Below are 25,763 nucleotides of genomic sequence, written 5' to 3'. Positions count from 1 at the left end.
ATCGGTATCCCTCACAGTGATTGTTTTTGTTGTTCCACTGATGCTCGATGTCCATGAATCAAACGCATATCCCTGTAGGAGCTGCCGCAGGCTGCGATCTTTTGATCTTGGTTTTGATTTCAAAAATTCAAAGTCAAAAGATCGCAGCCTTCGGCAGCTCCTACAGGGTTTGGGCCAGTTCCGGTTTTGCGGTGCTGCTCCTGGTGGTTGGGTGGAGGATCAGTTGTGCCGCTTTCTCGGCAATCATCAGCGTAGGCGAACAGGTGTTGCCCGAGGTGATGCGCGGCATGATCGAGGCGTCGGCGATGCGCAAACCGGGCACGCCGTGGACGCGTAGTTGCGCATCCACCACCGCGTCACCGTCATTGCCCATGCGGCACGTGCCGACCGGGTGGAAAATCGTCGTGCCAATCGTCGCCGCTGCCTGATGCAATTCCTCTTCACTTTGCAAACTCGCGCCGGGCAAATATTCCACCGGTTTGAACGCTTGCAGGGCCGGGGCGCTGACGATGCGCCGGGTCAGACGAATCGCATCCGCCGCCACACGCAAATCCTCTGGATGACTAAGGTAGTTGGGCTGAATCAGCGGCGCTTCCTGCGGATCCGCCGAACGAATGTCGATGCGCCCACGACTCTGCGGACGCAAATCGCAGACAGAAGCAGTAAACGCGGGAAAGCTGTGCAACGGCTCGCCAAAGCGCTCCAGCGACAACGGTTGCACGTGATATTCCAGATTCGCCGAGGTCTGCTCCGGCCCCGAACGCGCAAACGCGCCCAACTGACTCGGCGCCATCGACAGCGGCCCGCTGCGGTCATACAGATAACGCAGGCCCATGCCCATCTTGCCCCACACACTGCCAGCGATCTGGTTCAGGGTGCGCGCGTTTTCCAGCTTGTAGATCAGCCGTAATTGCAGGTGATCCTGCAGATTGCCGCCGACGCCCGGTAACTCATGAATCACGCCGATGCCGAGGCGTTCCAGCAGCGGTCGCGGGCCAATCCCGGAGCGCTGCAAAATGCTCGGCGAACCGACCGAACCGGCGCACAAGACGATCTCTTTGCGCGCCTTGAACTGTTTGACCTGACCTTCATGCCGCGCACTCACTTTTGAGGCGCGACCGTTCTCCAGCAGGACACGATCCACCTCAACCCCGGTCAGCACCGTCAGGTTCGCCCGATCACGCACCGGTTTCAGAAACGCCTTCGCCGCGTTCCAGCGCACACCGGATTTCTGATTAACCTGAAAGTAGCCGCAACCCTCGTTGTCGCCCTGATTGAAGTCATCGATGCTGGCGATGCCGCTCTGTTCGGCGGCACTGCGAAACGCATCAAGAATCGGCCACGACAAGCGCTGTTGTTCGACCCGCCATTCGCCCTTGGCACCGTGAAAATCAGCGGCGCCGGCAAAGTGGTTTTCGCTCTGTTTGAACAGCGGCAGCACGTCGTTCCAGGCCCAGCCCGGATTGCCCTCGGCCGCCCAGCCGTCGTAGTCGTTGGCCTGGCCGCGCATGTAGATCATGCCGTTGATCGAAGAACAGCCGCCCAGCACTTTACCGCGCGGATAGCTCAGCGCGCGGCCATTCAGGCCGGTTTGTTGTTCGGTTTTGAAGCACCAGTCGGTGCGCGGATTACCGATGCAGAACAGGTAACCCACAGGAATATGAATCCACGCATAGTTGTCGCGTCCGCCGGCTTCGAGCAGCAACACGCGCTGCTGCGGATCAGCCGATAGCCGATTGGCCAGCAAGCACCCGGCGGGGCCGGCGCCGACCACGATGTAGTCGAACTCATCGAGGGAAGTCTGCATTCCCTGACCTCACTTATTGTTTTTGTTGTCGGACACTCTAGTTGTTAGCTTTCGTCAAAAGAATGTTAGTTTTTGCGCAGCCGCTGTGCGTTTTTAAACAGCCACACTAGACAATAGCCGACAAGGACACAGCATGTTCGACTGGAACGACCTGCGGTTTTTTCTCGAACTGCAACGCAGCGGCCGCCTGCTCACCGCCGCCCGGCGCCTCAACACCACCCACGCCACCGTCGCCCGCCACATCGAAGCCATCGAAAAAAGCCTCGGCACTGCGTTGTTTGTCCAGCACGCGCAAGGTTATGAGATGACCCCGGCGGGGGAGGCGCTGCTCAAGCATGCGGAGGCGATGGAGAACGTGGCGTTGCTGGCGCAGGAAGAGATCACTCAATCGACGGCGCCGCTGGGCAAGATTCGCGTTGGCGTGACTGAGGGGCTCGGCATCAAATTCCTCGCCAGCCGCATGATCGGCTTGTTCGAGCGCTATCCGGGACTGGAAGTGGAACTGGTCGCCGTGCCGCGATTTGTCAGCATTCTTAACCGCGAGGCGGAGATCAGTATTCATCTGGAACGGCCGGCGGCGGACATGCTGGTCACGCGCAAACTCACCGATTATCGATTGGCGCTTTATGCCAGCCAAAGCTACCTCGACAAGGCGCCGCCATTGAACAGCCGTGAGGATTTGGGAAGGCATGCGTGGATCGGTTATGTCGACGATTTGCTGTTCAGCCAGGAACTGATGTTCCTCAACAGCTTCTGCCGCAGCCCTCGGGTGGTGTTTCACAGCACCAGCGTCATCGCCCAGCAGGAAGCGGCGCGGTCGGGGTTGGGGATTGCGGTGTTGCCTTGCTACATGGCGGCGTCGGATCCTGATCTTGTGCCGTTACTACCGGATGAGAGCATCGAGCGCAGCTACTGGATCAGCACACGCCGGGAGCTGCACAAGTCGGTGCGGCTGCGGGTGGTTTGGGACTATGTGGTGGGGTTGTGTGAGGCGGAGCAGGGGTTGTTGCTTAACCATTAAAATCAAAAGATCGCAGCCTTCGGCAGCTCCTACAGAGATCGGTGTAGGAGCTGCCGAAGGCTGCGATCTTTTGATCTGGGTTGATTAATATATGGAAAACCGTATATTCGGTTTTCCATATGTATCGAGCCCGCCCGATGATCAGCCCCACCGAAGTCTTCAAAAGCCTGGCCGATGAAACCCGTGTCCGCGCCATTCTGCTGATCGCCAATCAAGGTGAGCTCTGCGTCTGCGAGCTGATGTGTGCGCTCGATGACAGCCAGCCCAAAATCAGCCGCCACCTCGCGCAACTGCGCAGCAACGGTCTGTTGCTCGATCGCCGTCAGGGCCAATGGGTCTATTACCGCCTCAATCCGGATCTGCCGGCGTGGATTGGCGACATCCTGCAAGTGACGGCCAAGGCCAACACCGAGTGGCTCAAGGACAACGCCGCACGCCTGCACAACATGGATGGCCGTCCCGTGCGCGACGCCGCGTGCTGCTGAATTTTCTACCGGAGCAACCCATGCGAATCCTGTTTATGTGCACGGCCAACAGCTGCCGCAGCATCCTCTCAGAAGCCCTGTTCAATCACCTGGCACCCGTCGGATTCGCAGCCGTCAGCGCTGGCAGTTTCCCGAAAGGGCAGGTGCTGCCGCGCAGTCTGACCACGCTGCAACAGGCCGGCATTGCCATCGACGGCCTGCACAGCAAAGGCAACGACGCCTTCGAAGATAACCCGCCCGACATCGTCATCACCGTCTGCGACAAAGCCGCTGGCGAGACTTGTCCGGTGTACTTCGGCCCGGCCCTCAAAGCCCATTGGGGACTGGAAGATCCGTCCGAAGTGAACGGCGACGAAGCCGCGATCAACGCCGCTTTCCACGCCACCCTCGCGCGCATCGAACTGCGCTGCCAAGCCTTCCTCGAATTGCCCTTCGCCCGACTCAGCCGCGAGCAACTGCAACGCGAGCTCGACCGCATCGGCGCGCTCTAAGGAGAACCCATGTCCGACCATTTGCCTAACCTCGACCCAAGCCTGTTCGACGACCTCAAACCCTCGACCCCGGGCGAACACAAGCCGCGCATCCTGCTGCTCTACGGCTCGACCCGCGAGCGCTCCTTCAGCCGCTTGCTGGTCGAAGAGGCCGCACGCCTGCTCGAACACTTCGGTGCCGAAACACGCATCTTCAATCCCTCCGGATTGCCGTTGCCCGATGACGTTCCCGTCGATCATCCGAAAGTACAAGAACTGCGTGATCTGGTGCTGTGGTCGGAAGGGCAGGTGTGGTGCTCGCCGGAACGTCACGGCGCCATGTCCGCCGTGTTCAAGGCACAGATCGACTGGATCCCGCTGGAACTCGGCGCCGTGCGCCCGACCCAAGGCAAAACCCTCGCGGTGATGCAAGTCTGCGGCGGTTCGCAGTCGTTCAACGTGGTTAACCAATTGCGCGTGTTGGGCCGCTGGATGCGCATGTTCACCATCCCCAACCAATCCTCGGTGCCGAAGGCCTACATGGAATTCGACGACGCCGGGCGGATGAAACCTTCACCGTTCTACGACCGCGTCGTCGATGTGATGGAAGAACTGGTGAAATTCACGCTGTTGCTGCGTGGCCAACAAACGCATCTGGTCGACCGCTATTCCGAACGCAAAGAAAGCGCCGAGCAACTCATGAATCGCGTGAATCAGCGTTCTATCTGAACTCGCCCGGCCGGCTGCTCGCCGCCGGCCCATGCAACTAAGTTCTCGCGCCACAGGTCACTCACTCAGCGGAGGTTGATTCAATTCCCACGACCTCGAACATTGAAGACGCTGCCCGTGGCCACACACCTCGATCGTCGCAACAACCTGTCGCTCGACAGCCTCAACTTTTTCCTCGCGGACGTGCGCGACGGGCTCGGCCCCTATCTGGCGATTTACCTGCTGGCGGTGCATCACTGGGATCCGGCGAGCATCGGACTGGTCATGACCATCGCCGGCATCGCCGCGCTCGTCACGCAAACGCCGGCGGGTGCGCTGGTCGATAACACCCGGCGCAAACGGGCGATCATCGCCATTGCGGCGCTGCTGGTGACCGGCAGTTGTCTGCTGCTGCCGTTCGTGACGTCCTTCAGCCTAGTTGCGTTGACCCAAGCCCTCAGCGCCGTCGCCGCTTCGATTTTTGCCCCGGCCATTTCCGCGATCACCCTCGGCATTACCGGCCCGCGCGCCTTCACCCGCCGTACCGGACGCAACGAAACCTTCAACCACGCCGGCAACGCCTGCGCGGCATTGTTGGCCGGGGTGTTCGCCTACCTGTTCGGCCCGGTCGCGGTGTTCTATCTGATGGCGGCGATGGCGATTGCCAGCGTCATCGCCGTCTCTTTCGTTTCGCCCAAAGCCATCGACCACGACGTCGCGCGGGGCCTCGATCCCGGCGGAGCAGGGCACGCCACGCAACCGTCGGGGCTGACGGTGTTGCTCAAGAACAGACCGCTGCTGTTGTTCGCCATTTGCTGCGCGTTGTTCCACTTGGCGAACGCGGCGATGCTGCCGCTAGTGAGCCAGAAACTCGCGCAGGCTAATCTGCAGATGGCCACACCGTTGACCTCCGCCTGCATCGTCGCGGCGCAACTGGTCATGGTGCCGGTCGCGTTGCTGGTCGGGGCCAAGGCCGATGTCTGGGGACGCAAACCGCTGCTGCTCGCTGGCTTCATGATTTTGCCGTTGCGCGGCGTGCTCTACATCTTGTCCGACGACCCTTATTGGCTGGTTGCGGTGCAATTGCTCGACGGCATCGGCGCGGGGATTTTCGGCGCGCTGTTTCCGGTGGTGGTGAAGGATCTGACGTTGGGTACCGGGCACTTCAATGTCAGTCTGGGCGCGCTGTCGACCGTGTTTGGATTGGGCGCGGCGTTGAGTAATAGTTTGGCGGGGTTTGTGGTTCAGGCGGCGGGTTACAGTGCGGCGTTTTTGACGTTGGCGGGGGTGGCGGCGGTGGCGTTGGTGTTGTTGTGGGTGGCGTTTCCGGAGACGTTGCAGCGTTCAATGGTTGAAATGAATGATCGGCAAAATGAGAGGCCTCCAGCTACTGTGCCTTGAAGATCAAAAGATCGCAGCCTTCGGCAGCTCCTACATTGATCGTGTGTAGGAGCTGCCGAAGGCTGCGATCTTTTGATTCTGGCGGCCTGAAAGCGCCAGAATCAGGTAGATTCTTCGGCAGCTTTATTGATGAATATTCACAGGGAGGCACCACCATGAGCGAAGACAACAAAGTAAAAGGCCCGGCGTCCTACTTCCCCTCCATCGAAAAGAACTACGGTCAGCCCATCAACCACTGGCTCAACCTGCTCGCCGGCCACACCGACAAAAAGCACATGGAACTGGTCGCCTGGCTCAAGACCGAGCACGGCATGGGCCACGGCCACGCCACAGCACTGGTCGCGCATCATCTGGCCAACAGCAAAAAATGAGGGCAGTCCTCATTCACACGACACACAGTCAAGGCGCCACCGATGCCGCTCAGCTTCCATAAAATGCACGCCAACGGCGACGACTTCATCCTCGTCGACGCCCGTCACAGCGCCAACCCGATCACCAGCGCAATTGCCCAACGACTGGGCGACCGCCACCGAGGCATCGGCTTCAACCAACTCGCCGTGCTGCTCGACTGTATGGACGCCGATGCACGACTGGAATTCTGGAACGCCGATGGTTCGGTGCTCGACGTTTGCGGCAGCGCAACCCGTGGCGCCGCCGACCGATTGATGCGCGAGGCCAGCCGCAAATCGATCACCCTGCGCACAACGCGCGGCCTGCTCAATTGCGAACGCACATCCAGCGGATTGATCTCGGTCGACATGGGTGAGCCGTTTTTTCACTGGATGGACATTCCGCTGGCCGAGGAACACGACACGCTTGCATTACCACTGCCCGGCAATCCAGTCGCGTGCAGCATGGGCAATCCGCATTGCACGTATTTTGTTGATGACCTCAGTAAGGTCGACATCGCCGCGCTTGGCCCGGCGATTGAAAGCAATCCGATGTTTCCTCGCAAAACCAATGTGCACTTTGTGCAGGTTATTGATCGCCAGCACATTCGCTTACGCATCTGGGAACGTAACGGCGGCATTCCGCTCGGCTCCGGTTCATGCGCCTGCGGTGCCGCCGTCAATGGCATCCGCAAGGGCCTGCTCGATCAAAACGTCGAAGTTGAATGCGACGGCGGCAGCGTTCACGTCCATTGGAACGGCAAAGGCAACGTCACCCTCAGCGGCCCGGTAGAACCGATCTACTCCGGCACAATTCCGGATAGCCAACTACAACCCAACGCAACCCCACTGTAGGAGCTGCCGAAGGCTGCGATCTTTTTATTTCGCAGTCTGTCGTTAATATCTTTTTATAATGAATAAAATATTTTAATTTCTAATGGTTTTAAAGAACTGTCAGTTATTACAGTGTCGAGTCGTTGATTGAAGAGGTAGTCTGAAAACTCGGAAAATTATTCAATTAATTCATTTGCTGGCATGGCAAATCGAGGGAGTAAATGGTAAAGACCACTACGTCAACGCGCAATGGCACTATATTGTCGGCCGTTAAAATTGCTGCTGCAGCTGACTCTCTAGTAGTCAGTGACATGGCGAGATATCAGTTTAGAGTTAGATGGGAGGATGGCTCTGAGAATCTATTAAGTGCTGGAGGTTCTGCAAAAAATATAGCTGTCGGTGACTCGGTTGTTGTGGATGTCACGGATGGCTCGCTAGGCAGGAGTTATGGTCCCCCTAAAAAGGTTTTACCTTAAGGCGATTGGGTAATTTTGAGGTGAGCATTAAAAAATCAGTGGTTATTAATGCAAGCCCCGAATTTTGGCAATCGGAGGGCCGACCTAGATCGGCCTTGTCCTTGAGTCGCAACTGGTTATGCCGTTTAAATGCGTCAGAATGTTTTCATGATAAATATCCTCGAGGCGAGTATCTTCAGCGCAAAAAAATTTGAGAAACAGTCGTTAGAAGGTGCCAGCAAAGACAACTACACCATCATCCCCCTGAAAACTGATGGTCAGTCCAACCCTAAACTGACCAAATTGATCATCGCATAATGCCCAACGGGCTTACCTCCGAATATAGAAGTCAAACGGTGTTAAAATCCGATTGCGATGGAACTCAACAGTCGCAGTCAATCTCGCGGCAGAGATCGGGATTTTTATCAATATAAATCCTCTTCAACTGCATCAAACGGCGATAGTTGGGATAATGGCGATGAAATAGCCCCAACCCCCATGGTTACGACACCTAGCAGCCAATGCGGTGCTAATCGCCATCATAATCACCTAATTGTTGACTTTTACTATTAGATAAACAGGAGATTGAGCTTCTGTTTAACAGAAGCCTCCAGTAACCACCCAAGCCCTACAACGCCTTGCGCCTTTGCCTACGACTAAGCCAGAATCGCCCGGCTTGTGCGTCTGGCGCTCACTCCGTACCTTGATTCCTGTCACTGCTCATCAGTGAACGGGTCTGCAAGCCCGCCGGAAAACCAGACGCATAGCCCTGCCAAAGGACGCTTGATCGTGTCCACTCAATGGCGGCTTTGTGCGGGAGACCTTCGGGTCTGCCGGGTTCCTGGTTTCCCGGTCTTGCAGACCCGCGCATAGCTGCCACCCATCATCTGCAAGTGATGCCGGTAGCTCCTAGTGAACAATCAGGAGTTTCACCATGTTCAAAGTAACCCCCAACCCTCCCGCAACCGACACCACATCCCCCTACGAATCCCTCGACTCGAAAAAACTCCACGAAGCCGCAGAACGCGCCCTCGACCACTACCTCGGCCCCGCCGACATCATGGCCAGCACCAACGAACCCGAATCCATGTTCCTCGCCAACCCGGCGTACGACACCGAATCCCTGCTGGCCAACGCCAGCGAATCCCTCGGCAGCGCCACCACCATGCTCAACGACTTCGCAGCCGTGCTGAACACCTCGCATCGCAAGACATTGCTCGGCATCGCCCAGGTCGTGATGCTCGGCGAACTCGCCGTGAACCAGGCGCTGGACAACGTCGAAATCGCTAAATAGCCAGCCACCCGGTCGAGGAGGAAACCCTCCTCGACACACGGTGTCTCACGGTGGCTGGCACAGGGCCACGCCTTGCGCCCCCCGGCCTCGACTGTCACCCTTCGAGCCGTTCTTCAAGGATCAGAACAAGGAATCATGGATGAGTGGATACGTTCCCAACCCGCCTAAAAACTACCGCTACGAAGAGGCCAAACCCGTCGATATTCATGCCCAGCGTTGGGCTGAGTATGAGAAATATGGGAAAGCGCCTGCGCCTGAACCTGAGAAAATCGGGATCGCGTTGAGGATCGGGGTTTTCTTTGATGGGACGGGTAATAACGCGAATAACACAGCGGCTGGTTTGCTGTGTGGCGCGCAGCATCCGATTGCGCCGCAGGATATTCCTGCGAGTTGCAAACCGTATATGGGGGATCCGGATAGTAGTTATGGCAACGATGTCAGCAATGTGAAAAAGCTGAGCGAACTGTATGACGCGCAGCCCGATGCAGTAGGCGATGGGCCGCTGAAACGAGCGTCTCGTGTTGTTTATATTGAAGGTATCGGCACACGCTCGGGTCAAGAAGACAGTACGTTCGGTGCCGGTACTGGACGCGGTGAAACTGGTGTTGCCGGGCGCGTCGAGTCCTCTTTTCCAGTCATTCAGCAAGCTATAAGTCGGGTTCTGCTTGATAATCCCGGCAGTGAAATCACTTCCCTTACCTTCGATACATTTGGCTTCAGTCGTGGCGCAGCGGCGGCGCGGCATTTTGCCAATGAGATTGTGCGCACCAGTCGTGGTCAGCTTGGCAATGTTCTAAGAAACCTGCCCGAAGCCTTCTGTTCTAAATTCAATGACCAATACAAAAGCGATATCAACATGGGGTTCATCGGCTTGTTCGATACCGTCCCATCGATTGCCGGTTGGTCGAATTTCGGAAACATAAAAAGCTCTATTGCAACTGGGATCAGACTTTATCTTGATCGTCGCTTTTTTACCGATGTTGTCCAGCTATCTGCTCGTGATGAATGCCGAGCTAACTTTGCACTCAGTCGGGTCAAAGCGGATCATTTGGAAATTACCCTCCCAGGCGTTCATTCGGATATCGGAGGCGGCTATCTGGAGGAAGCGCAAGAGTGCGTGCTCGTAAGTCCAATGCAAACACTTGTTGTAGCTCTGAATACGGATGTCACGACTACCTCAATTTACCGGGATGCCGTTAATGCCAAAAACCACTGGATTGCCAAGGGTTGGCCTGCGCAAATGCTTGATATCGTTACGCCTGACGCACTACTGATGCCGAATGATTCTCAAGACAGACTTAGCCCAAATCAGAAACGCGTTTACGCAGCCCTTCAGCTCAAGCGACCGGTCAGTGGCCTGTTGTCTAGGGTTTATTTACGAGTGATGCATGGTTTGGCGAAAGAAAAAGGCGTTCGCTTCAATGACATTCCAGACACGCCGGATCTGGCCATTCCGGCAGAGCTTCAAGCTCTGTGCGATAGGTTTGTCGCCGGTGACTACACCACGACGCAGCGAGAAGAAGAGTTGTTGAAACTGAAGTACATTCACACGTCCGCCAACTGGAACCACCCCCTAGGCCGCAGAGATGGCAGCGGCATCAATGCGGTCTACATCAACGCGCCCACGGAAGACTCAATCCGCGTGCAACACCCTCATGTACCTGACTGGACGCTTTGGTAATGAAAGTACTTGTAACTCTGTTGTGTGCGTTGTTCATGGCTGGCTGCCAATCTGCTGAGCCGCTATCGGCCAAAAATGATCCGAAATCCGATTCGTGGGAGCTCGCATTCACCGAGCCCTATTACATGAAAGTATGGGTTGAAGACAGCGCGGTGGAGGACATAAGCGGCAACGTATTCAAACGAACGGGTGGAGGGACTGCCGCAGGTGGGGAGCCAGAAAACGGTAAAGAATCCGCGAGAGGCTGGCACGCCGTGGGCGCTGCGGCCAAAGCTGTGATTGGAGCTGACTTACCCAAGCGCATTTATGTGCGGTGGCAATCCATTGTTGAGCCGCAGACCTATCAAGTTTGGGTGGATGTACCTGAAGAGGCGCGAAAACTGATGGTGGCCTCTGTGAACCAGCGATGCCCAGAAACGCCAACGCAACAGGCTAGCTATAGCGCCTCTATCTATTTGGGACTGGCTCCCGGGGGAGTCGTGCAGGTGTTTGTTCGTGATTCATGTCACCGTCCTGTCAAGGTAGCTAAGGCACAAGCCGAGATCGAGCCTTTGGGGCCAAGTCTGGGAAAGAACCAAGGTCGATACGCGTATCCGGTCAGTGAAAAGTCAAAACGTTACATCGAGAAGTACGGCATCCCTTATGGGAGTTGGTAATCCTCAGGCAATGAAACCGTTCCTTATTCTTTTGTGCGCCCTGTGGGTTACTGGTTGTCAGCCAATTGATCCGTTATCAGCAAAAAACGACCCGAAATCCCCATGGTGGGAGCTCGGGTTTACTGAGCCACGCTACATGAAGGTTTGGGTTGAAGACACTTCCGTTGAAGACATCAAAGGAAGGACATTTCTCCACACTGGTGGGGGATCGGCATCTGGTGGGCAACCAGAGGATGGAACAGAATCTGCACGCGGTTGGCACGGTCTAGGAAGCTCAGCAAAAGCAGTGGTGGGCGCCGACCTCCCCAAACGAATTTTCGTTCGTTGGCAATCCATCGTGGAGCCCCAAACCTACCGGGCATGGATTGATATAGGGGGCAGTGGCAGGAGGATAGTGGGGGCAGATTTGCCCGTTCGGATATGGGTTCGCTGGCAATCGATCGCCGAACAGAAAACGTGGCAAGCCTGGGTAGATATTCCAGAGCAGGCCAGGCAGTTGATGGTGCAATCCGTCAACCAACGTTGTCCGCAAGCCCCTGATCAAGAGGCCAGGTCTATGGCATCGGTCTACTTAGGTCTAGCACCCGGTGGTGTCGTGCAGGTTTGGGTAAGAGACTCTTGTAATCACCCGGTTAAAGTCGCGCGAGGGCAGGCCGAGATCGAGCCATTGCCGATCTACCTGAGCGTATCTATGTCCGCTGGCAATCAATTGCAGAGCAGAAAGCCTGGCAGGCGTGGGTCGATATCCCCGAGGAAGCCCGACAAATTATGGTGACCTCCACTACTCGGCGCTGTCCAGATACACCAGAGAAAACGGCGCGCTTCATGGCCTCAGTCTATTTAGGGCTCGCTCCGGGCGGCGTGGTGCAAGTGTGGGTAAGAGATTCATGCCGACGGCCAATTAAAGTGGCGCGAGTTCAAGGCGAAATTGAACCGCTAGGCCCCGAACAGGAGAAGAACGGTGGTCGCTATGCCTATCCAGTGAGCGAAAAAGCCAAGCGTTATATCGACAAGTACGGTATCCCGTATGGGAGTTGGTAGTTTGCGCGTTCCTGAATAGAACGCTTTACGAGCTCCCCCCTCATTCGGTTTTCGGAGTGACGGACTATCATCGGTTCACGCTCTGTGGATTCTGAGAAAGCAATTTTGAGAATAGAAAGCACTACACGCTTTGACGATGTCGACCACGAAGTGGGTTATGACTACCGTGGTTTCAACTACGTGATTCGGAATGAATTGGAAGAGTTTGTCGTCAGGATTTACGACGACGAGTCGGATAAGGCAATAGTGGTGCGACCGACTACGATGTCGACAAACAACCGCCTCAGTATGCTGGTTGAATTCTTACAATCGGTGCTCGCCGTGTCTGCGATCTCCCTCTACAAGGGTGAGCGAGGGATTTATGTCGAGATAGATCTCGATAGCTTAAGATTCAAAAAATAAATCTGTTCCCATGTTCATCATGGGAGAAAAAATCATCTGCTAAAAACCGTATCTCTTCACCGATGTCCATCTACGTAAAGACTGTTGATGGCAATGCGATGGTTTGGCTATTGGGGTCGCAGGCTTGAGGTTGCAAGCCATTGGTACATACGGGAGCTGGTCCGGGCGCTCATTTCAATCATGAGTTTCCTTAAACAAGTCAAACTCACTACTCCCCAAAACCTCCCCATTAACCATCACCCAAACCCCATGCACCCCACCAAAATGCTTCCGCGTCGTAAAATCCTTTATCACCTGCCTTCTACCCACAACCAACTCCCCAAACCCCACCAAATCCACCACCTTCAACTTAAAAACCTTCCGCGAAACCCCGCCATTCGCCTTCACATAGTCAATCGCATAATCAATCACCAACCGCTGTTCATGTGCCACCGTCGACTTCACCGAAAACGATAAACCAATCGCATCCCCCAACCGCACCACCCCCGGCTCAACCCGCACATCGATCAACTCAACCTCAGCCTTCTTCCCCGCACCAATTACCGCCAACGCCCGCATATCCCCCTGCTTAATCAAACTCCGCAACGCATGCTTGGCAATCCAGGCCGTATGCTTTTCCTCCAGCGACCACCCCTCAATCACATCCAGCACCCAACCCGGATGTTCCTTCGTTACATCGTTCAAATGATTCGCCACAGACTTGCGCACGTACAAACTCTCGTCCGCCTTCAACCGATCCAATATCCCCGCCGCTAGATTCGGATTCGCCTGCACCGCTTCCAGTCGAAACGACCAAGGCAGGCGAGGGCGGCTGCCTTCGCTGGCCAGGCGACGCACATGGTGGTTCTCATCCAGCGCCCAGTCATGCATCAGTTCCAGCGAGCGTTCCAGGTCACTGCGCAGAAAGTGGCGAATGGCGAATTCAGAAGAGCCAAACGTGGTGAAGTACTTCAGCGCATCCATCGAGGTCTCGAACGCATGCGCGCCATAGCTGGCGACGTAATGCGGCAGGCACATGCTGACGAATCCGCTATTCAGCCTCGGAGCAAGTTCAAACAACACTTCGAGGGAATCTTCATACCCGAGCGGCAAAACAGCGTGCAGGCTTTCGCTGACGCGGGCCATGCGTTGCATCACCGATAATTCGGTGAGTCCTTGATTGGCATGTTTGAGAAACGCTTTGGCCTTGAACGCGGGGTACACCGCGCTCATTTCGTCGGCGATGTGTTGCAGGCGTTCGGCGTTGAAGATTTCTTTGAGCGCGGGTGCGGCGGTGTCGGTTGTGCTCATGGTCAGGTCATCGGGGTGTTGATGAAGGCTTCGAGGCTTTCCGCGTAGGCGGTGTATTGGGCGATGCGCGGGTAGCGGTGGTCGTCGATCTGGTCGGGTACGACGAGGCCGGTGAAGCTCCACGCGACCGCGAGGCTGATGCCGTCCTGGGCGAGCGTGCCGTCGGTGGGCAGGTGGTAGGTTTCAAGTTGTTTTTCGAGGGCGGTGAAGGCGGCGGCGAGTTGGCTTTCGACGCGTTCGACCCACGGTTGGTATTGGCTGTCGGCCGGGCGCAGGTTGCGTTCGTAGTAGAGCTGCACGGCTTTTTCGCAGGCGGCGAGGCTGAGGCCGATCAGGCGCAGGGCTTGGGCGCGCTGACTCAGGTCTTTCGGCAGCAGGCTCTTGCCGGTGGCGGCTTCGAGGTAGTCGAGGATGAGCGTGGAGTCCATCAGCACGATGCCGTCGTCGAGGATCAGTGTCGGCGCTTTGACCACCGGGTTGATCTGCTGGAATTGTTCGAAGTGGCGGAACACCGAGACCGACTCGTGTTCGAGGTCGATGCCCAGGCGCTTGGCGGAGATCGCCACGCGCCGCACGTAAGGGGAGTCGAGCATGCCGATCAGTTTCATGACGCGTTCCTTCAAGTCGAACCGGTGGGAAGGCATAACCTAGCCGAGCTTGAAGCAATTGTCAGTCGCCGAAGTCTACCTGTTGGTGAATTTCGTCGACCCTGATCCGCTCGCTTTGCGGGCGCCTGTCGCTGGCGATGCGTTTGGTGCAGATCTGTACTGGATATGGGCAATCTTTCAGATCTGTTCTTTTATATGGACGGCAGCGCCCCTGAATCCGGGGGGATGCGAAGGCTACAGGGCATTTCTGAATGAAATCTCTGGCGGTCGAGAGTCATCGGTCGCAGGTCTTCGTTAGCCGTTTGTCTTCTATATACAGCCGCTCGATTGAATTTCTTGCTATAAACGCACTCCGAGTACCGCCATGAAGCCTGTGTCAGAGCAGTTTCCGGGCTTTGTCGGACGAATTCGCTGGATTTTCTGTTGCTGAGGTCGCAAGTCGGCCTTAGACTGCCGCCCCTCGTAAATTGAGTGCCGGGTGGCATTTGCAATAAACGATGCCTTTTCGACAGCCGCACGCGGTTTGCCGAAACGCTCCCTAATTCGCCTTAATGCACGTTTTTTTATAGAGATATCAATGACAAAGGACAAGTTGCTGGCCATGCCGGCAGATGACTACATGAATGCCGAGCAGCACGCTTTTTTTTCTGAGCTGTTGCAGAACATGAAAGTCGAAACCCACGAGCGCATTGAGCAAAATCGCATCGCCATCGAAAGCCTGGACACTCCGGCTGATCCGGCGGACGCGGCTTCGGTTGAAGAAGAGCGCACTTGGCTGGTGAACGCGATCGATCGCGACCAGCGCATGCTGCCGCAACTGGAACAAGCCCTTGAGCGCATCAAGGAAGACAGTTTTGGCTGGTGCGACGACAGCGGCGAGGCCATTGGCCTGAAGCGTCTGCTGATCAGCCCGACCACCAAGTACTGCATCGAAGCTCAAGAGCGTCACGAGCAGATCGACAAGCACCAGCGTCAGGCTTGATGCTGTGCGGTGACCCATGAATGTGGGTCGCCAGCAAAAGATCGCAGCCTTCGGCAGCTCCTACACGGAGATGTCGGGGCTGCGATCTTTGCTTTTGCTCGTCTGCAACATTTCCCGCCGATTCATTGACCTGCTGCAAGACCCCACGACTAACGGACCATAGATAATGGCGTTGTAGTGGCGTTTAATGCAGTTACAACAATGAAAACAAGCGTGGGGTGATGATATGACGAGAGATGGATCTCTGGTTGGGGCTCTGCCTGCACCAGTGCTGTTGCCGAAAAACCGCTGGCTCGCACCGACCCTGCAAAGCATCGCCCTGATGCTGTTGTTGGCCGGCATGACCCTGGGTGAGTGGTCGCTGTACCTCGCAATGCCGTTGGCGGTGCTGATTGTCTGGCTGCCGCGCCTGCGTTCCCGAGCCGTCCCCGCTGCACAGCATGCCGATTCCGGTAGCGCTATTTCTGAACTGACCCGCGACCTTTCCTACACCACCAGCCATAACGCCTTGTCGGCGGCCGGCGTAGCCTTTTCGGTGAAGGAACTGGCGAGCAAACTCGAATCGCAACTGAATGCCGCCGCGCAAATCGTCAGCAACGCCGAAGTGATGATCGCCACTGAACACGCGACCTCGCAACTCAGCCGCGAAGCGCTCAGCGCTGCCAGCGAAGCCCATCACAGCAGCGCGGCGGGGCGTACGCAATTGCTCGATTCGATCTCGCGCATGCACCAACTCAGTCAACGCGCCAACGCCAGCCGCGAGCTGATCGAAGCCTTGAGCGTGCGCAGCGATGACATTCAGCGAGTGACGCTGGTGATTCAGTCCATCGCCAGCCAGACCAATCTGTTGGCACTCAACGCCGCCATCGAAGCAGCCCGCGCTGGCGAACACGGGCGCGGTTTTGCCGTGGTCGCCGATGAGGTGCGTGGTTTGGCCGCGCGAACCGCGTCGGCAACCGGCGAAGTCGGCGAGATGGTTGCCGATATTCAGCAACGCACCGCGCAAGTGGTCGAGCAGATTCGCGAGCTGTCCAGCGACCTGCACACCGGCGTCGAGCAGGTCGAGCACACCGGTCAGCACCTGGAAAACATCGCGCGACTGGCCGCTGGCGTGGAAACCCAGGTCGGCGAAATCGCCCGAGGCGCGGAAACCAACCGCGAGCAACTCGACAGTCTGTTCAAAGCCATCGAGCAGATGCGCAGCGATCTGGCGATCAGCGATCAACAAACCCGCCGCCTCGCCGACGCCGCTGTGCAGATGGAAGGGCAGGCGGAAACCATCAGCGAACGGCTCGCCGAAGTCGGCCTCGATGACTATCACCAGCGTATCTACGACCTCGCGCGCGAAGGCGCTAATCGGATTGCTACGCAATTTGAGGCCGATGTAGATCAGGGCCGGGTCAGTCTGGAGGATCTGTTTGATCGCCATTACCAACCGATCCCGAATACTCAACCGGCGAAATTTCAGACCCGTTTCGATCGCTACACCGATCAGGTGCTGCCCGCGATTCAGGAGCCGTTGCTGCCGCGTCATGAAGGGCTGGTCTTCGCCATTGCCTGCACGCAACAGGGCTATGTGCCGACGCACAATCAGGCATTCAGTAAGCCGTTGACTGGCGATGCGCAGGTCGATGCGCTGAACAATCGCACCAAACGCAAGTTCGCCGATCGCACCGGGATTCGTTGTGGCAGCCATCAGCAACCGGTGCTGTTGCAAACCTATACCCGCGACACCGGTGAGTTGATGCATGACCTGTCGGTGCCGATCATGATCAAGGGCCGGCATTGGGGCGGTTTGCGTCTGGGCTATAAACCCGAAGGTGCGCGCTGAGCGATTGTTACCTTTGCTGCAATGAATCTGTGCACGGCCGTTGCTGTTTCCTCCCGTAGAAAACCATTAATCTAACTACGTAGTTAGCTAGCTAATGATTTTGGGAGGTCAGCATGCAGTGCAGAGTTGATGTCGCCGTGATGATCGGCAGCGGTGTCCCAGAGGGTTTGCGCGCGATGGGGCAAAGCGTCTGCTGGGTGGTGTTATTGAATGGAGAGCGGCGCGGCACCGCGTTCGCCAGTCGCGATGAAGCGGAAGAGTGCAAGGCCGCATGGCTTGCAGAATTACAAGCCAAGGCGGGTGACAGCCTGCACTGATCGGTTTTACTTGCCGCGGTGCAGGCGTACGTTCAATTCATCGACCATGACCGCTTCATCGCCGTCGGCAAGCAGCCATTGCTCAAGTAGTTGCGCCTGTGATGGTGACCAGAAGTCGGCGTCGATCAATTTGACGTCCGCAGGCAGTGGATATGCCTCGATGAAATCGTCGATAGCGGAGCCTTCCGAAGGCATTCCCAGTTGGTCGAACAGGGTCGTCAGATTGTTTGCTGTCAGTTCCATCGTATGCTCCTTGGTGTGGGCGCCGGGGTGACGCGATCGAACACTCTCTTTATCTGAGGCAGCCGTTCGCCAGGAGTTCGATTTTCGATTCAAGTGAACGGGCGAGTGCACAGGCTTCGTTATGGTCTTCACGGAAACCTCTTACACGACCCGTCGATTTTTCCTTGATGTGAAAAAACGAGTTGCCGGCCGGTACCACTTGAAAACGAGGTGTCTGATCATCTGGTGTGGCGATACGCAGGATCAGCGGCGATGTGGTGCGTGCATCAGAGGGCAGGGCAAAGTGAGTTAGAGTGCACATATGAAGTCCTTTTCATCGTTCGACCCCTATTTACAGGTCGTTTCGGGTAGTCGTAATGAGCATTGCTGCTCTAGAATCGCCAATACCTGTTGACGACGGGGGTTATCTAAAGCAATTTTTCAGTTGCGATATGTCGGAAAAGTGCTTTTTTTCGTGAGAATTTTCCCTAAAGTTCGTAGTCAGTTTTATCTGTCGGCCACTGAGGATTTTTCCTTCAAGCTCTGGCGACAGTTGAGGCAAGTTTCGCGAGTGACATTCCAGTAGTCTAAGAACCTCGCGAACGATGAGCTGTCTGCTCGCTTCGGATTTTTATTTGAGTTATTTGGCAACACTGTCGGCCTGGCCGTTTTTTTGCCGTGCGCGTTTTCCGTGTGCGGCTTTTTCAGATGTGGGGATGTTTCTTTGGCAGTCAGTAACCTCGATATGCATGCTTTGTTCGTGCTGGGTGATTTGCGCGCGAAGCTGGTCAAGCTGTTTCAATCGCGTTTTGTTTACATCACCGAGCAGAGCGCCGAAGGCATTTACGTCGCCGAAATCGACACCGAAAGTGCCTTGGTGGTCGATGACAAACCCGGGCTCAAGCTCAAGGTTGGCGATCATTTCAGTGCGTCGGTCTTGCCCAGCCGTGAAGGCGGCAAGATGGACATCCGTTTTCGCGAAATCAAACTGACGGTCTATGGCCTGGGCGATTACGCTTTTGTCACGACGGCCGATGGCCAGGCAATTCTGTTCAAGGAAGGCCACAGCGTAGTCACGGTGTTCGCCGCCAATGAGCAACTGCAGGAAGGCTTGACCAAGACACTGAAAGCCGTCACCGCCAAAGCCGCCAAGTGGCGCAAGGGCGAACTGGTGACGTTCAAGGCCAGCGAGTGAGCCGGGCGGATTTCCACTCGCAGAACCTCGACACGGCGCGCGAGGAAGCCCAGCGTTTGTACGCGGCGAAGGCGCCAATGCAGGGCGCCTGGCTGGGCTGGGTGGCGTCGCAGATCTACACCTTGCGGCCTGCGGAATACGCCGCCATGGTCAGACGCGAGCTACAAAGCTTGCAGGAAAAATCTGAAACATAACCTCGACCGAATCATCTACCCGAAAACACTGGAACCTCGGCTACAGTCAGTTGACTGAGTATTCAGAGGCTTGCGGTCTTCTGTCAGGCCATCCTGCCAATGCTGTGAACAGCACGAGGGGTAATAGATGAACGGATTTCGACGGTTATTGGCCGCCAGCGTGGCGACATTCGGGATGCTGACGTCGGCACAAGCGGTGATGGCGGCCGAGACGCCGATCCATTTCGCTGACCTGAACTGGGAAAGCGGCAGCCTGATCACTGATGTGTTGCGCATCATCGTCGAGAAGGGCTACGGGCTGCCGACCGACACGCTGCCCGGCACCACCATCACGCTGGAAACCGCGCTGGCCAACAATGACATTCAGGTCATTGGCGAGGAGTGGGCCGGGCGCAGTCCGGTGTGGGTCAAGGCTGAGGCGGAAGGCAAAGTGGTCAGCGTCGGCGATACCGTCAAAGGCGCCACCGAAGGCTGGTGGGTGCCGGAATACGTGATCAAGGGTGATCCGGCCAAAGGCATCAAGCCGCTGGCGCCGGACTTGCGCAGCGTTAGTGACCTGAAAAAATACAAGGACGTGTTCAAGGATCCGGAAAACCCGAGCAAGGGCCGGTTCCTCAACAGCCCGATCGGCTGGACCTCGGAAGTGGTCAACAAGCAGAAGCTGACGGCGTACGGGTTGCAGGACGACTACACCAATTTCCGCAGTGGTTCGGGCGCGGCGCTGGATGCCGAGATCAGTTCATCGATTCGTCGCGGCAAACCGGTGTTGTTCTACTACTGGTCGCCGACGCCGCTGCTGGGCAAATTCAAACTGGTGCAACTGGAAGAGCCGGCGTTTGATGCCGAAGCGTGGAAGACGCTGACGGATGCCGATAATCCCAATCCAAAACCGACCCGTTCGCTGGCTTCGAAGCTGTCGATTGGCGTGTCGACGCCGTTTCAGAAGCAGTATCCGCAGATTACCGACTTCTTCAGCAAGGTCGATTTCCCGATTGAGCCGTTGAACAAGGCGCTGGCCGAGATGAGCGAGAAGCACACGGCGCCACGGGAAGCGGCGGTGGCGTTTATGAAGGCGCATCCGGATGTGTGGCAGGCCTGGTTGCCGAAGGATGTGGCGGACAAAGTATCCGCAGGTCTATAGCCGACCCGATCCTGTAGGAGCTGCCGAAGGCTGCGATCTTTTGATTTTGATTGTTTTAAAAGCAAGATCAAAAGATCGCAGCCTTCGGCAGCTCCTACAGGTTTTTTTTAGAATTTCGTTGCCACCGCCAATTCAAAAGTACGCGGCGTCCCGAGGTAATACGCCGGCGACACATGCGCAAACTCGGCATACACCTCATTGGTCAAATTGCGCACGCGCCCGGTCACAGTCGTGTGCGAATCCACCTTGTAGCTGAGGAAGCTGCCGAACAACGTGTACGACGGTACTGTCATCGTATTGGCCGTATCGGCAAACACCGACGCTACATAGCGTGCATCAACCCCACCTTGCCATTGCGGCGAAAAATCATAAGTCAGCCACAGATTGCCGACCCGATCCGGCACGTTAGTCGGCGTGTTGCCCTTGCGCGACACCACCACGCCGGCAGCGTTTTTCTCGGTGAAATCGTCGTACTGCGCATCGACCCAAGCGAAGTTGCCTTCGGCCAACAGCTTGTCGCTGATCCGCAGCGAACTGGCGATCTCAATGCCTTTAGAGGTTTGCTGACCCACCGGAATGCTGCTGGTCGGATCCAGTGGATCGGTCACGGCGAAGTCTTTGCGCTCAATCGTATACGCCGCCAGCGTCGCCGAACCGCGCCCGTTCAGATAATCGAACTTGCTGCCGATTTCCCATTGCTTGCCCGTCGAGACGTCGAAGTCCTGGGTACCGTTCGGCTGCTCGGCGGCGTTGCTGTATTGCACGTAAACGTTGGCCGACGGGATGAACTGGTACGTCAGGCCGGCGCGTCCGGTGAGCGGTTCCCAGCTGCGTTTAAGGTGCTTGGGATTAGCGGCTGTCACCACTCGGTGGTTGGTCACGTCGAGGTCGATGTTGTCATAACGCAGACCGGTGAGCAGCGACAGTTTGTCGGTCAACGCCAAGCGGTTTTCCACGAACAAGGCTTTGGTGGTGACCTCGTTGGTCTTGTCGCTGATCAACGCCGGGTTGGTGCCGGGTATGTCGTAGAAATGCCCCGGCCGGTAGTTGTTCGGATCAACCGTGCTGGCGCCTTTGACGTTCAGCGGGTAGTTGGTGGTCTGGTTGACCTTGTATTCGAAACCGCCCGACCACGTCGTCTCAAGTCCCAACAGCGTATTGTCGTGGCGCAGTTCGAACTGGTTGCCGTTCTGCTCGCCCTGATGGCGCACTTGATACGCGGTTGAGCGGTTCACCGCCGTGTTGTCGGCGTTGTACTGGTAGGTTTCGAGGTTGCGGTAATCGCGCTGGCTGTCGAGGTGATACAGCATGTTTCGCAAGGTGGTGCTGTCATTGATGCGGTAGTCGATGATCGAGCGCACCCAGATGGTTCGTTGCTCGTAGCGACCATCTTCGACGTTGTAGTTGTTGAAGCGGTTGTGTTTGTCGATCTTCAGTTCGCCGGCCTTGGGATTGAGCACTGGGGTTCCCCAATACGGACTGTCCTCGTGTTCATCCTGATATTCCAAGGCCAAGGTGTGTGACAGATCCGGCGTCAGGTCGCTGAGCAACGAGAACGCCACGCTCCAGGCATCGCGTTCCTGGCGGTCGATGTAGCCGTTGCTGGTGTTATGGCTGACGTCGAGTCGGGCGTAGTGCTGGATGTCGGCGCTCGGGGCGGTCAGCGCATGGTTGAGGCCGAACGCGGTTTCGGTGGTGTCGTAAGTGCCGTAGCTGACCCGGCCTTCGATAGCTTGTTCATCGCGCGTGGCGAGTTTGGTCACGTAGTTCAGCGAACCGCCGACCGAGCCTGCACCGTTGATCAGCGACGACGGGCCGCCGACCAGTTCCACCCGGTCGTAGATCCACGCGTCCACCGGTCGGGCGAGACCGCCGGAGACGTTGATGCCGTTGAACATCTGCGTGATCTGGCTGCTGGTGAAGCCGCGATAAGAGATGAAGCCGCCGAAACCCGGCGGTGCGCTGGCATTGACGCCGGGCAGGGTGTTGGCGGCGTCCTGGAAGTTCTGTGCGCCATGGCGCTCGATGTCGTTGCGGTTGGCGATGGCCACCGAGGCCGGCGTGTCGCGCACGCTGAGGCCGAGGCGCGAGGCCATGCCGCTGGACTGGTCGAGGCTCAGGCCCGGTTCGACGCCGGATTCGCCATCGATGGTGATGGGCGCCAGATCCACGGTGGATTGCGCCCAGACGTTAACGGACAGGCAGCCGCACAGGCTCGCCAGCAAAGTGAGTTGTTTCATCATTGAATCCTGAATGCTTGTCTAGGCGTCAGCGCACAGGCACAGGCACACGCCGCGCATTGGCGCAGTGGGCTGACGGATCAAAAAAGGCAGAAACACTCAGGCGAGCGGTGGGGCGCGAGGGTTGGCCGAGGGCCAGGTGAAGCGGGCAGGGAGGTCGGCGCTGACGATGGGCGCCAGCGGTGGGCTGTGTTGCTCCGGCAGAACGGCGAGGGTCAGGCTGGAGTTGAACGCCGGGCCCATGCCGCCGCCGACCGAGCACAGCGGACAGCCGAACGCCTTGGACAGGGTCGGCAGTTTTTCTTCGGTGGGGTTGTTGGCGATCGGCGCTTGCGTGGCCGGGTCGACCGTACAGAACTGGCCGCCGATACCGTTCAGCTGCATGCCGACCATTTGTCCGTGACCGATGCTGCAGGCGAACACGTTGAACAGGACGCAGCAATACAGCATCCAGGCCAGCAGTGAGCGATCGGTACGGGAGAATTTCATGGGGCGGCACTTTACCGTACCGCCGATCGGTCGTGCACTTCAAAAAATGCCAACTAGGATGATTTGTTCAAATCCCTTTCCAAGGATTCTCGACCATGACCTTTGTGTTGGCTCAATGGCTGGTGACGGTTTTTGCGGTGATCGCCCTGGTGCATGTGTACTGGGCGCTGGGCGGGCAATGGGCGGCGGTGGCGGCCGTGCCGCAAGTGCCGGTGCAAGGTTTGGTAGCGACGGTGCGCCCGGCGTTCAAACCTTCCGGCTGGATCACGTTGCTGGTCGCGGCGGCGCTGTTGGTGATTGCGGCGCTGGTGTGTATGCGCGTGGGTTGGGGCTTCGCGCCGGTGCATCACTGGTCGCTGCAATGGGGGATCAGCGCGATTGCGCTGCTGCTGTTCGCCCGGGCGATTGGTGATTCGAACCTGGTGGGGTTTTTCAAAGAGGTCAAAGGCTCACGATTTTCACGGCTTGATACGTGGGTGTATTCGCCGTTGTGCGTGGTGCTTGGCGCGGGATTGTTGGCTGTTGCGTGGGTTTAAGCCGAATGCGAAAGCCCTTGTAGGAGCAGAGCTTGCTCGCGAAAGCGGTCTGAAATTCAACAATTTGATCGGCTGATAGTCTGCTTTCGCGAGCAAGCTTTGCTCCTACGGGATTGTGGTGAGGTTCAAGGTTTGGCCACGCGCCATAGGTACCATGCGGCGACTGTGCGGTGTGGGCTCCAGGCCTGGCCGATGTCGATCATTTGTTTGCGTGTCGGTTGTACGTCGAGGCTTTTCAAGCGTCGATAACCTTCACGCACGCCGAAGTCGTCCGCCGGCAGAATGTCCATGCGTTCAAGGCTGTAGATCAGCAGCATTTCCACCGTCCAGCGACCGACCCCGCGCAGGCTGATCAAGCGTTCGATCAGCGCCTCATCGTCCATCGCCAGGGCCGTCGCGTAATCCGGCACCACGCCGTCCAGCGTTGCTTGGGCGATGCCTTGAATGGTCGCGATCTTGCCGCCCGAAAAGCCGCAACTGCGCATTCGATCAAAGTCAGTCGCGAGGATTTGCTCGGGGCGCGGGAAGGATTGCCCGCCAAACAACCCCACCAGCCGCCCGACAATTGCATCCCCAGCCTTGGCGTGCAGTTGCTGATAGGCGATCGCCCGCACCAGCGACTCGTACGGATCACGCGCGGGATGCGGTTGATGCAGGCACGGGCCGACAGCGGCGATGTGCTGCTGCCAGTCTTCGTCGAGCGCGGCCAGAAACTCGCTGGCTGCTTGATAGGCGGGCATGCTTTTCAAATATCCCTTCGTGTTGATGAATCAATGGGTCAGAAAGCCAAGGGTTGCGTGAGCTGTACCGCGGCGTTTTCCAGCCTCAGTAGAAACGCCTTGCGCGGCTGTCCTCCACCATAGCCGGTGAGCGAGCCATCCGCGCCAATCACCCGATGACACGGCACCACAATCGACAACCGATTGTGTCCGTTGGCCAGGCCCACCGCGCGACTCGCGCCGGGTTTGCCCAGCGCGGCGGCGATGGTGCCGTAGGTGCTGGTCTGGCCGTAGGGGATTTGCCGCAGCGCCGACCAGACCTGCCGCGCAAACTCGCTACCGGGCAAATGCAGCGCCACGGTAAATTCGCTGAGTGTGCCGGCAAAGTACGCCGCCAGTTGCTGTTCGATCTGCTGCAGATGTCCGTTGTGTCCCGGCACGACCGCATAGCCGTAGCGGTTCTGCAATTCCTCGACTTCGCGGGTCAACGCCGGGCGATCAAGAAACTCCAGCAACACCAGCCCACGACGTTCGGCCATGGCGATCATCGGCCCCAGCGGCGTGGTCAGGCGGGTGAACAGCAGCGGTTCACTCTGCGCCGCACGCCCCGGCGTGATGTGGAAGGACTTCTGAAACGCATCACGAAAACCGCTGAGCGATTCATACCCCGAGTCGAACGCCGCGTGATCAATCGACGTGCCTTGCTTGATTCCGCCCAACGCCATGCCCAATCGACGCGTGCGCAGCCAGGCATGGAAGGTCATGCCGAAATGCTGTTTGAACCAGCGCCGCAACTTCAGCGGTTCGATGCCTGCAGCGAGCAATTGCGCATCGCTCCAGCGCACCTCGGGATCAGCTTCGACTGCTTTGAGCAGCGTCTGCACCCAGTCCGGCGCAATGGCGGCGGCGTCCAGCGGTTTGCAGCGCAGACAGGCGCGATAACCGGCCGACATGCATTCGTCGGCGTGGGCGAAGAACTCGACGTTCTCTGGTTTCGGCTTGCGCGCCGTGCAGCTCGGGCGGCAGAAAATCCCGGTGGTTTTCACGGCCGTGAAGAACACGCCTTCATAGGCAGTGTCGCGTTCAAGCATGGCGCGAACCATCTCGGCGTGGGGCGGCAGGACAGCGGTTTGTATGTTCATGGCTTGAGAGTAAAACCAGATTGTCGATGGCTCCACCGAAAAATCGACAGTGAATTTCCACATCGCCTGAACTACCGTGTAGGAGCTGCCGAAGGCTCGGGCCGCGTTCGGACGATCTTGATCGTTCCCACGCTCTGCGTGGGAATGCAGCCGCGGACGCTCCGCGTCCAAAGATCAAAAGATCGTCCGAACGCGGCCCGAGCCTTCGGCAGC

Annotated in this window: 27 protein-coding genes and 1 pseudogene; 19 read left to right on the top strand and 9 right to left on the bottom strand. The window is 57.4% G+C overall.

Features of this window, described 5'->3' with window-relative positions:
* Window positions 1-160: 160 nt before the first annotated feature.
* Window positions 161-1,807: a GMC family oxidoreductase gene (locus tag GVL50_RS23120; protein WP_159815185.1), complete on the bottom strand. Its 1,647-nt coding sequence runs from the start codon at window positions 1,805-1,807 to the stop codon at window positions 161-163.
* Window positions 1,808-1,940: 133 nt separating this feature from the next.
* On the opposite strand from GVL50_RS23120, the gene GVL50_RS23115 reads away from it, so the two are divergent.
* The 12 genes and pseudogenes from GVL50_RS23115 to GVL50_RS23060 form a co-directional block, all read left to right on the top strand.
* Window positions 1,941-2,828, top strand: a complete 888-nt coding sequence (locus tag GVL50_RS23115) for a LysR family transcriptional regulator (RefSeq protein WP_159815184.1) — start codon at window positions 1,941-1,943, stop codon at window positions 2,826-2,828.
* Window positions 2,829-2,965: 137 nt separating this feature from the next.
* Window positions 2,966-3,313: a metalloregulator ArsR/SmtB family transcription factor gene (locus GVL50_RS23110; protein ID WP_159815183.1), complete on the top strand. Its 348-nt coding sequence runs from the start codon at window positions 2,966-2,968 to the stop codon at window positions 3,311-3,313.
* 20 nt (window positions 3,314-3,333) lie between these two features.
* On the top strand, window positions 3,334-3,804 hold the full coding sequence (locus GVL50_RS23105) for an arsenate reductase ArsC (RefSeq protein ID WP_159815182.1): 471 nt from the start codon (window positions 3,334-3,336) through the stop codon (window positions 3,802-3,804).
* A 9-nt stretch (window positions 3,805-3,813) separates the two neighbouring features.
* On the top strand, window positions 3,814-4,512 hold the full coding sequence (arsH, locus tag GVL50_RS23100; RefSeq protein WP_159815181.1) for an arsenical resistance protein ArsH: 699 nt from the start codon (window positions 3,814-3,816) through the stop codon (window positions 4,510-4,512).
* 117 nt (window positions 4,513-4,629) lie between these two features.
* A complete protein-coding gene (locus GVL50_RS23095) occupies window positions 4,630-5,892 on the top strand; it encodes an MFS transporter (protein ID WP_159815180.1) in 1,263 nt (420 codons plus the stop codon).
* Between the two features lie 155 nt (window positions 5,893-6,047).
* Window positions 6,048-6,263 carry a DUF4287 domain-containing protein gene (locus GVL50_RS23090; RefSeq protein WP_159815179.1) on the top strand — a complete coding sequence of 72 codons (216 nt, stop codon included), beginning with the start codon at window positions 6,048-6,050 and terminating at the stop codon, window positions 6,261-6,263.
* Between the two features lie 42 nt (window positions 6,264-6,305).
* On the top strand, window positions 6,306-7,136 hold the full coding sequence (gene dapF / locus GVL50_RS23085) for a diaminopimelate epimerase (protein WP_159815178.1): 831 nt from the start codon (window positions 6,306-6,308) through the stop codon (window positions 7,134-7,136).
* A gap of 1,368 nt (window positions 7,137-8,504) precedes the next feature.
* Window positions 8,505-8,864, top strand: coding sequence for a DUF6124 family protein (locus GVL50_RS23080; RefSeq protein ID WP_159815177.1), 360 nt, complete (start codon window positions 8,505-8,507; stop codon window positions 8,862-8,864).
* 139 nt (window positions 8,865-9,003) lie between these two features.
* Complete coding sequence (locus GVL50_RS23075; protein WP_159815176.1) at window positions 9,004-10,545, top strand: DUF2235 domain-containing protein; 1,542 nt, start codon at window positions 9,004-9,006, stop codon at window positions 10,543-10,545.
* Complete coding sequence (locus GVL50_RS23070; RefSeq protein ID WP_159815175.1) at window positions 10,545-11,201, top strand: DUF2931 family protein; 657 nt, start codon at window positions 10,545-10,547, stop codon at window positions 11,199-11,201. Before GVL50_RS23075 ends, GVL50_RS23070 begins: the two co-directional genes overlap by 1 nt.
* A gap of 10 nt (window positions 11,202-11,211) precedes the next feature.
* Complete coding sequence (locus GVL50_RS23065) at window positions 11,212-11,976, top strand: DUF2931 family protein (RefSeq protein WP_159815174.1); 765 nt, start codon at window positions 11,212-11,214, stop codon at window positions 11,974-11,976.
* Window positions 11,871-12,242, top strand: a pseudogene (locus GVL50_RS23060) (DUF2931 family protein); the annotation flags it as partial. The gene GVL50_RS23065 and the pseudogene GVL50_RS23060, both read left to right, overlap by 106 nt.
* 576 nt (window positions 12,243-12,818) lie before the next feature.
* On the opposite strand, the gene GVL50_RS23055 reads toward GVL50_RS23060, so the two are convergent.
* Window positions 12,819-13,934, bottom strand: a complete 1,116-nt coding sequence (locus tag GVL50_RS23055; protein WP_159815173.1) for a DNA alkylation repair protein — start codon at window positions 13,932-13,934, stop codon at window positions 12,819-12,821.
* A 2-nt stretch (window positions 13,935-13,936) separates the two neighbouring features.
* The gene (locus GVL50_RS23050; RefSeq protein WP_159815172.1) at window positions 13,937-14,542 is read right to left on the bottom strand and encodes a glutathione S-transferase; all 606 of its coding nucleotides are present in this window, start codon (window positions 14,540-14,542) and stop codon (window positions 13,937-13,939) included.
* Window positions 14,543-15,119: 577 nt separating this feature from the next.
* Between GVL50_RS23050 and GVL50_RS23045 the strand changes: the two genes are divergently transcribed.
* The 3 genes from GVL50_RS23045 to GVL50_RS23035 all read left to right on the top strand — a co-directional run bounded on the left by GVL50_RS23045 (window position 15,120) and on the right by GVL50_RS23035 (window position 17,672).
* Complete coding sequence (locus GVL50_RS23045; RefSeq protein WP_007907888.1) at window positions 15,120-15,524, top strand: TraR/DksA family transcriptional regulator; 405 nt, start codon at window positions 15,120-15,122, stop codon at window positions 15,522-15,524.
* A gap of 226 nt (window positions 15,525-15,750) precedes the next feature.
* The gene (locus tag GVL50_RS23040; protein WP_159815171.1) at window positions 15,751-17,355 is read left to right on the top strand and encodes a methyl-accepting chemotaxis protein; all 1,605 of its coding nucleotides are present in this window, start codon (window positions 15,751-15,753) and stop codon (window positions 17,353-17,355) included.
* Window positions 17,356-17,468: 113 nt separating this feature from the next.
* Complete coding sequence (locus tag GVL50_RS23035) at window positions 17,469-17,672, top strand: hypothetical protein (RefSeq protein WP_053120974.1); 204 nt, start codon at window positions 17,469-17,471, stop codon at window positions 17,670-17,672.
* A gap of 6 nt (window positions 17,673-17,678) precedes the next feature.
* Here GVL50_RS23035 and GVL50_RS23030 read toward each other — a convergent pair whose 3' ends face one another.
* Window positions 17,679-17,915: a DUF2789 family protein gene (locus tag GVL50_RS23030; RefSeq protein WP_159815170.1), complete on the bottom strand. Its 237-nt coding sequence runs from the start codon at window positions 17,913-17,915 to the stop codon at window positions 17,679-17,681.
* A 49-nt stretch (window positions 17,916-17,964) separates the two neighbouring features.
* Window positions 17,965-18,216: a hypothetical protein gene (locus GVL50_RS23025; RefSeq protein ID WP_082341449.1), complete on the bottom strand. Its 252-nt coding sequence runs from the start codon at window positions 18,214-18,216 to the stop codon at window positions 17,965-17,967.
* A gap of 423 nt (window positions 18,217-18,639) precedes the next feature.
* On the opposite strand from GVL50_RS23025, the gene GVL50_RS23020 reads away from it, so the two are divergent.
* The 3 genes from GVL50_RS23020 to GVL50_RS23010 all read left to right on the top strand — a co-directional run bounded on the left by GVL50_RS23020 (window position 18,640) and on the right by GVL50_RS23010 (window position 20,424).
* Window positions 18,640-19,089 carry a hypothetical protein gene (locus tag GVL50_RS23020; RefSeq protein ID WP_053120970.1) on the top strand — a complete coding sequence of 150 codons (450 nt, stop codon included), beginning with the start codon at window positions 18,640-18,642 and terminating at the stop codon, window positions 19,087-19,089.
* Window positions 19,086-19,283 (top strand): hypothetical protein, encoded by a 198-nt coding sequence (locus GVL50_RS23015; RefSeq protein ID WP_053120968.1) that lies wholly within the window; start codon window positions 19,086-19,088, stop codon window positions 19,281-19,283. Before GVL50_RS23020 ends, GVL50_RS23015 begins: the two co-directional genes overlap by 4 nt.
* Window positions 19,284-19,410: 127 nt before the next feature.
* Window positions 19,411-20,424 (top strand): ABC transporter substrate-binding protein, encoded by a 1,014-nt coding sequence (locus tag GVL50_RS23010; RefSeq protein ID WP_159815169.1) that lies wholly within the window; start codon window positions 19,411-19,413, stop codon window positions 20,422-20,424.
* Between the two features lie 107 nt (window positions 20,425-20,531).
* Here the strand turns inward: GVL50_RS23010 and GVL50_RS23005 are convergent, their stop codons facing one another.
* The gene (locus GVL50_RS23005) at window positions 20,532-22,664 is read right to left on the bottom strand and encodes a TonB-dependent siderophore receptor (protein ID WP_159815168.1); all 2,133 of its coding nucleotides are present in this window, start codon (window positions 22,662-22,664) and stop codon (window positions 20,532-20,534) included.
* A 99-nt stretch (window positions 22,665-22,763) separates the two neighbouring features.
* Window positions 22,764-23,153, bottom strand: a complete 390-nt coding sequence (locus GVL50_RS23000) for a DUF2946 domain-containing protein (protein WP_159815167.1) — start codon at window positions 23,151-23,153, stop codon at window positions 22,764-22,766.
* 95 nt (window positions 23,154-23,248) lie between these two features.
* Here GVL50_RS23000 and GVL50_RS22995 point away from each other — a divergent pair, with 95 nt between their 5' ends.
* Window positions 23,249-23,689, top strand: coding sequence for a DUF3995 domain-containing protein (locus GVL50_RS22995; RefSeq protein WP_053120960.1), 441 nt, complete (start codon window positions 23,249-23,251; stop codon window positions 23,687-23,689).
* A gap of 125 nt (window positions 23,690-23,814) precedes the next feature.
* Here the strand turns inward: GVL50_RS22995 and GVL50_RS22990 are convergent, their stop codons facing one another.
* Together GVL50_RS22990 and GVL50_RS22985 are read right to left on the bottom strand one after the other, a co-directional pair.
* Window positions 23,815-24,429, bottom strand: coding sequence for a DNA-3-methyladenine glycosylase (locus GVL50_RS22990; protein ID WP_159815166.1), 615 nt, complete (start codon window positions 24,427-24,429; stop codon window positions 23,815-23,817).
* A 38-nt stretch (window positions 24,430-24,467) separates the two neighbouring features.
* A complete protein-coding gene (locus GVL50_RS22985; RefSeq protein WP_159815165.1) occupies window positions 24,468-25,550 on the bottom strand; it encodes a bifunctional transcriptional activator/DNA repair enzyme AdaA in 1,083 nt (360 codons plus the stop codon).
* Window positions 25,551-25,763 lie beyond the last annotated feature (213 nt).

Origin of the sequence: Pseudomonas sp. 18058, from assembly GCF_902706155.1 — a bacterium.
Taxonomy (GTDB): domain Bacteria; phylum Pseudomonadota; class Gammaproteobacteria; order Pseudomonadales; family Pseudomonadaceae; genus Aquipseudomonas; species Aquipseudomonas rustica.
Note: the sequence above shows the minus strand (reverse complement) of the source record. Positions and strands in the feature narration are given on the sequence as shown.

Bases quoted from the DNA above. Each gene is read 5' to 3' on its own strand.
- GVL50_RS23120 (WP_159815185.1), bottom strand. From the start codon at position 1,807: ATGCAGACTTCCCTCGATGAGTTCGACTACATCGTGGTCGGCGCCGGC.
- GVL50_RS23115 (WP_159815184.1), top strand. From the start codon at position 1,941: ATGTTCGACTGGAACGACCTGCGGTTTTTTCTCGAACTGCAACGCAGC.
- GVL50_RS23110 (WP_159815183.1), top strand. From the start codon at position 2,966: ATGATCAGCCCCACCGAAGTCTTCAAAAGCCTGGCCGATGAAACCCGT.
- GVL50_RS23105 (WP_159815182.1), top strand. From the start codon at position 3,334: ATGCGAATCCTGTTTATGTGCACGGCCAACAGCTGCCGCAGCATCCTC.
- arsH (WP_159815181.1), top strand. From the start codon at position 3,814: ATGTCCGACCATTTGCCTAACCTCGACCCAAGCCTGTTCGACGACCTC.
- GVL50_RS23090 (WP_159815179.1), top strand. From the start codon at position 6,048: ATGAGCGAAGACAACAAAGTAAAAGGCCCGGCGTCCTACTTCCCCTCC.
- dapF (WP_159815178.1), top strand. From the start codon at position 6,306: ATGCCGCTCAGCTTCCATAAAATGCACGCCAACGGCGACGACTTCATC.
- GVL50_RS23080 (WP_159815177.1), top strand. From the start codon at position 8,505: ATGTTCAAAGTAACCCCCAACCCTCCCGCAACCGACACCACATCCCCC.
- GVL50_RS23075 (WP_159815176.1), top strand. From the start codon at position 9,004: ATGAGTGGATACGTTCCCAACCCGCCTAAAAACTACCGCTACGAAGAG.
- GVL50_RS23070 (WP_159815175.1), top strand. From the start codon at position 10,545: ATGAAAGTACTTGTAACTCTGTTGTGTGCGTTGTTCATGGCTGGCTGC.
- GVL50_RS23065 (WP_159815174.1), top strand. From the start codon at position 11,212: ATGAAACCGTTCCTTATTCTTTTGTGCGCCCTGTGGGTTACTGGTTGT.
- GVL50_RS23055 (WP_159815173.1), bottom strand. From the start codon at position 13,934: ATGAGCACAACCGACACCGCCGCACCCGCGCTCAAAGAAATCTTCAAC.
- GVL50_RS23050 (WP_159815172.1), bottom strand. From the start codon at position 14,542: ATGAAACTGATCGGCATGCTCGACTCCCCTTACGTGCGGCGCGTGGCG.
- GVL50_RS23045 (WP_007907888.1), top strand. From the start codon at position 15,120: ATGACAAAGGACAAGTTGCTGGCCATGCCGGCAGATGACTACATGAAT.
- GVL50_RS23040 (WP_159815171.1), top strand. From the start codon at position 15,751: ATGACGAGAGATGGATCTCTGGTTGGGGCTCTGCCTGCACCAGTGCTG.
- GVL50_RS23035 (WP_053120974.1), top strand. From the start codon at position 17,469: ATGCAGTGCAGAGTTGATGTCGCCGTGATGATCGGCAGCGGTGTCCCA.
- GVL50_RS23030 (WP_159815170.1), bottom strand. From the start codon at position 17,915: ATGGAACTGACAGCAAACAATCTGACGACCCTGTTCGACCAACTGGGA.
- GVL50_RS23025 (WP_082341449.1), bottom strand. From the start codon at position 18,216: ATGTGCACTCTAACTCACTTTGCCCTGCCCTCTGATGCACGCACCACA.
- GVL50_RS23020 (WP_053120970.1), top strand. From the start codon at position 18,640: ATGCATGCTTTGTTCGTGCTGGGTGATTTGCGCGCGAAGCTGGTCAAG.
- GVL50_RS23010 (WP_159815169.1), top strand. From the start codon at position 19,411: ATGAACGGATTTCGACGGTTATTGGCCGCCAGCGTGGCGACATTCGGG.
- GVL50_RS23005 (WP_159815168.1), bottom strand. From the start codon at position 22,664: ATGAAACAACTCACTTTGCTGGCGAGCCTGTGCGGCTGCCTGTCCGTT.
- GVL50_RS23000 (WP_159815167.1), bottom strand. From the start codon at position 23,153: ATGAAATTCTCCCGTACCGATCGCTCACTGCTGGCCTGGATGCTGTAT.
- GVL50_RS22995 (WP_053120960.1), top strand. From the start codon at position 23,249: ATGACCTTTGTGTTGGCTCAATGGCTGGTGACGGTTTTTGCGGTGATC.
- GVL50_RS22990 (WP_159815166.1), bottom strand. From the start codon at position 24,429: ATGCCCGCCTATCAAGCAGCCAGCGAGTTTCTGGCCGCGCTCGACGAA.
- GVL50_RS22985 (WP_159815165.1), bottom strand. From the start codon at position 25,550: ATGAACATACAAACCGCTGTCCTGCCGCCCCACGCCGAGATGGTTCGC.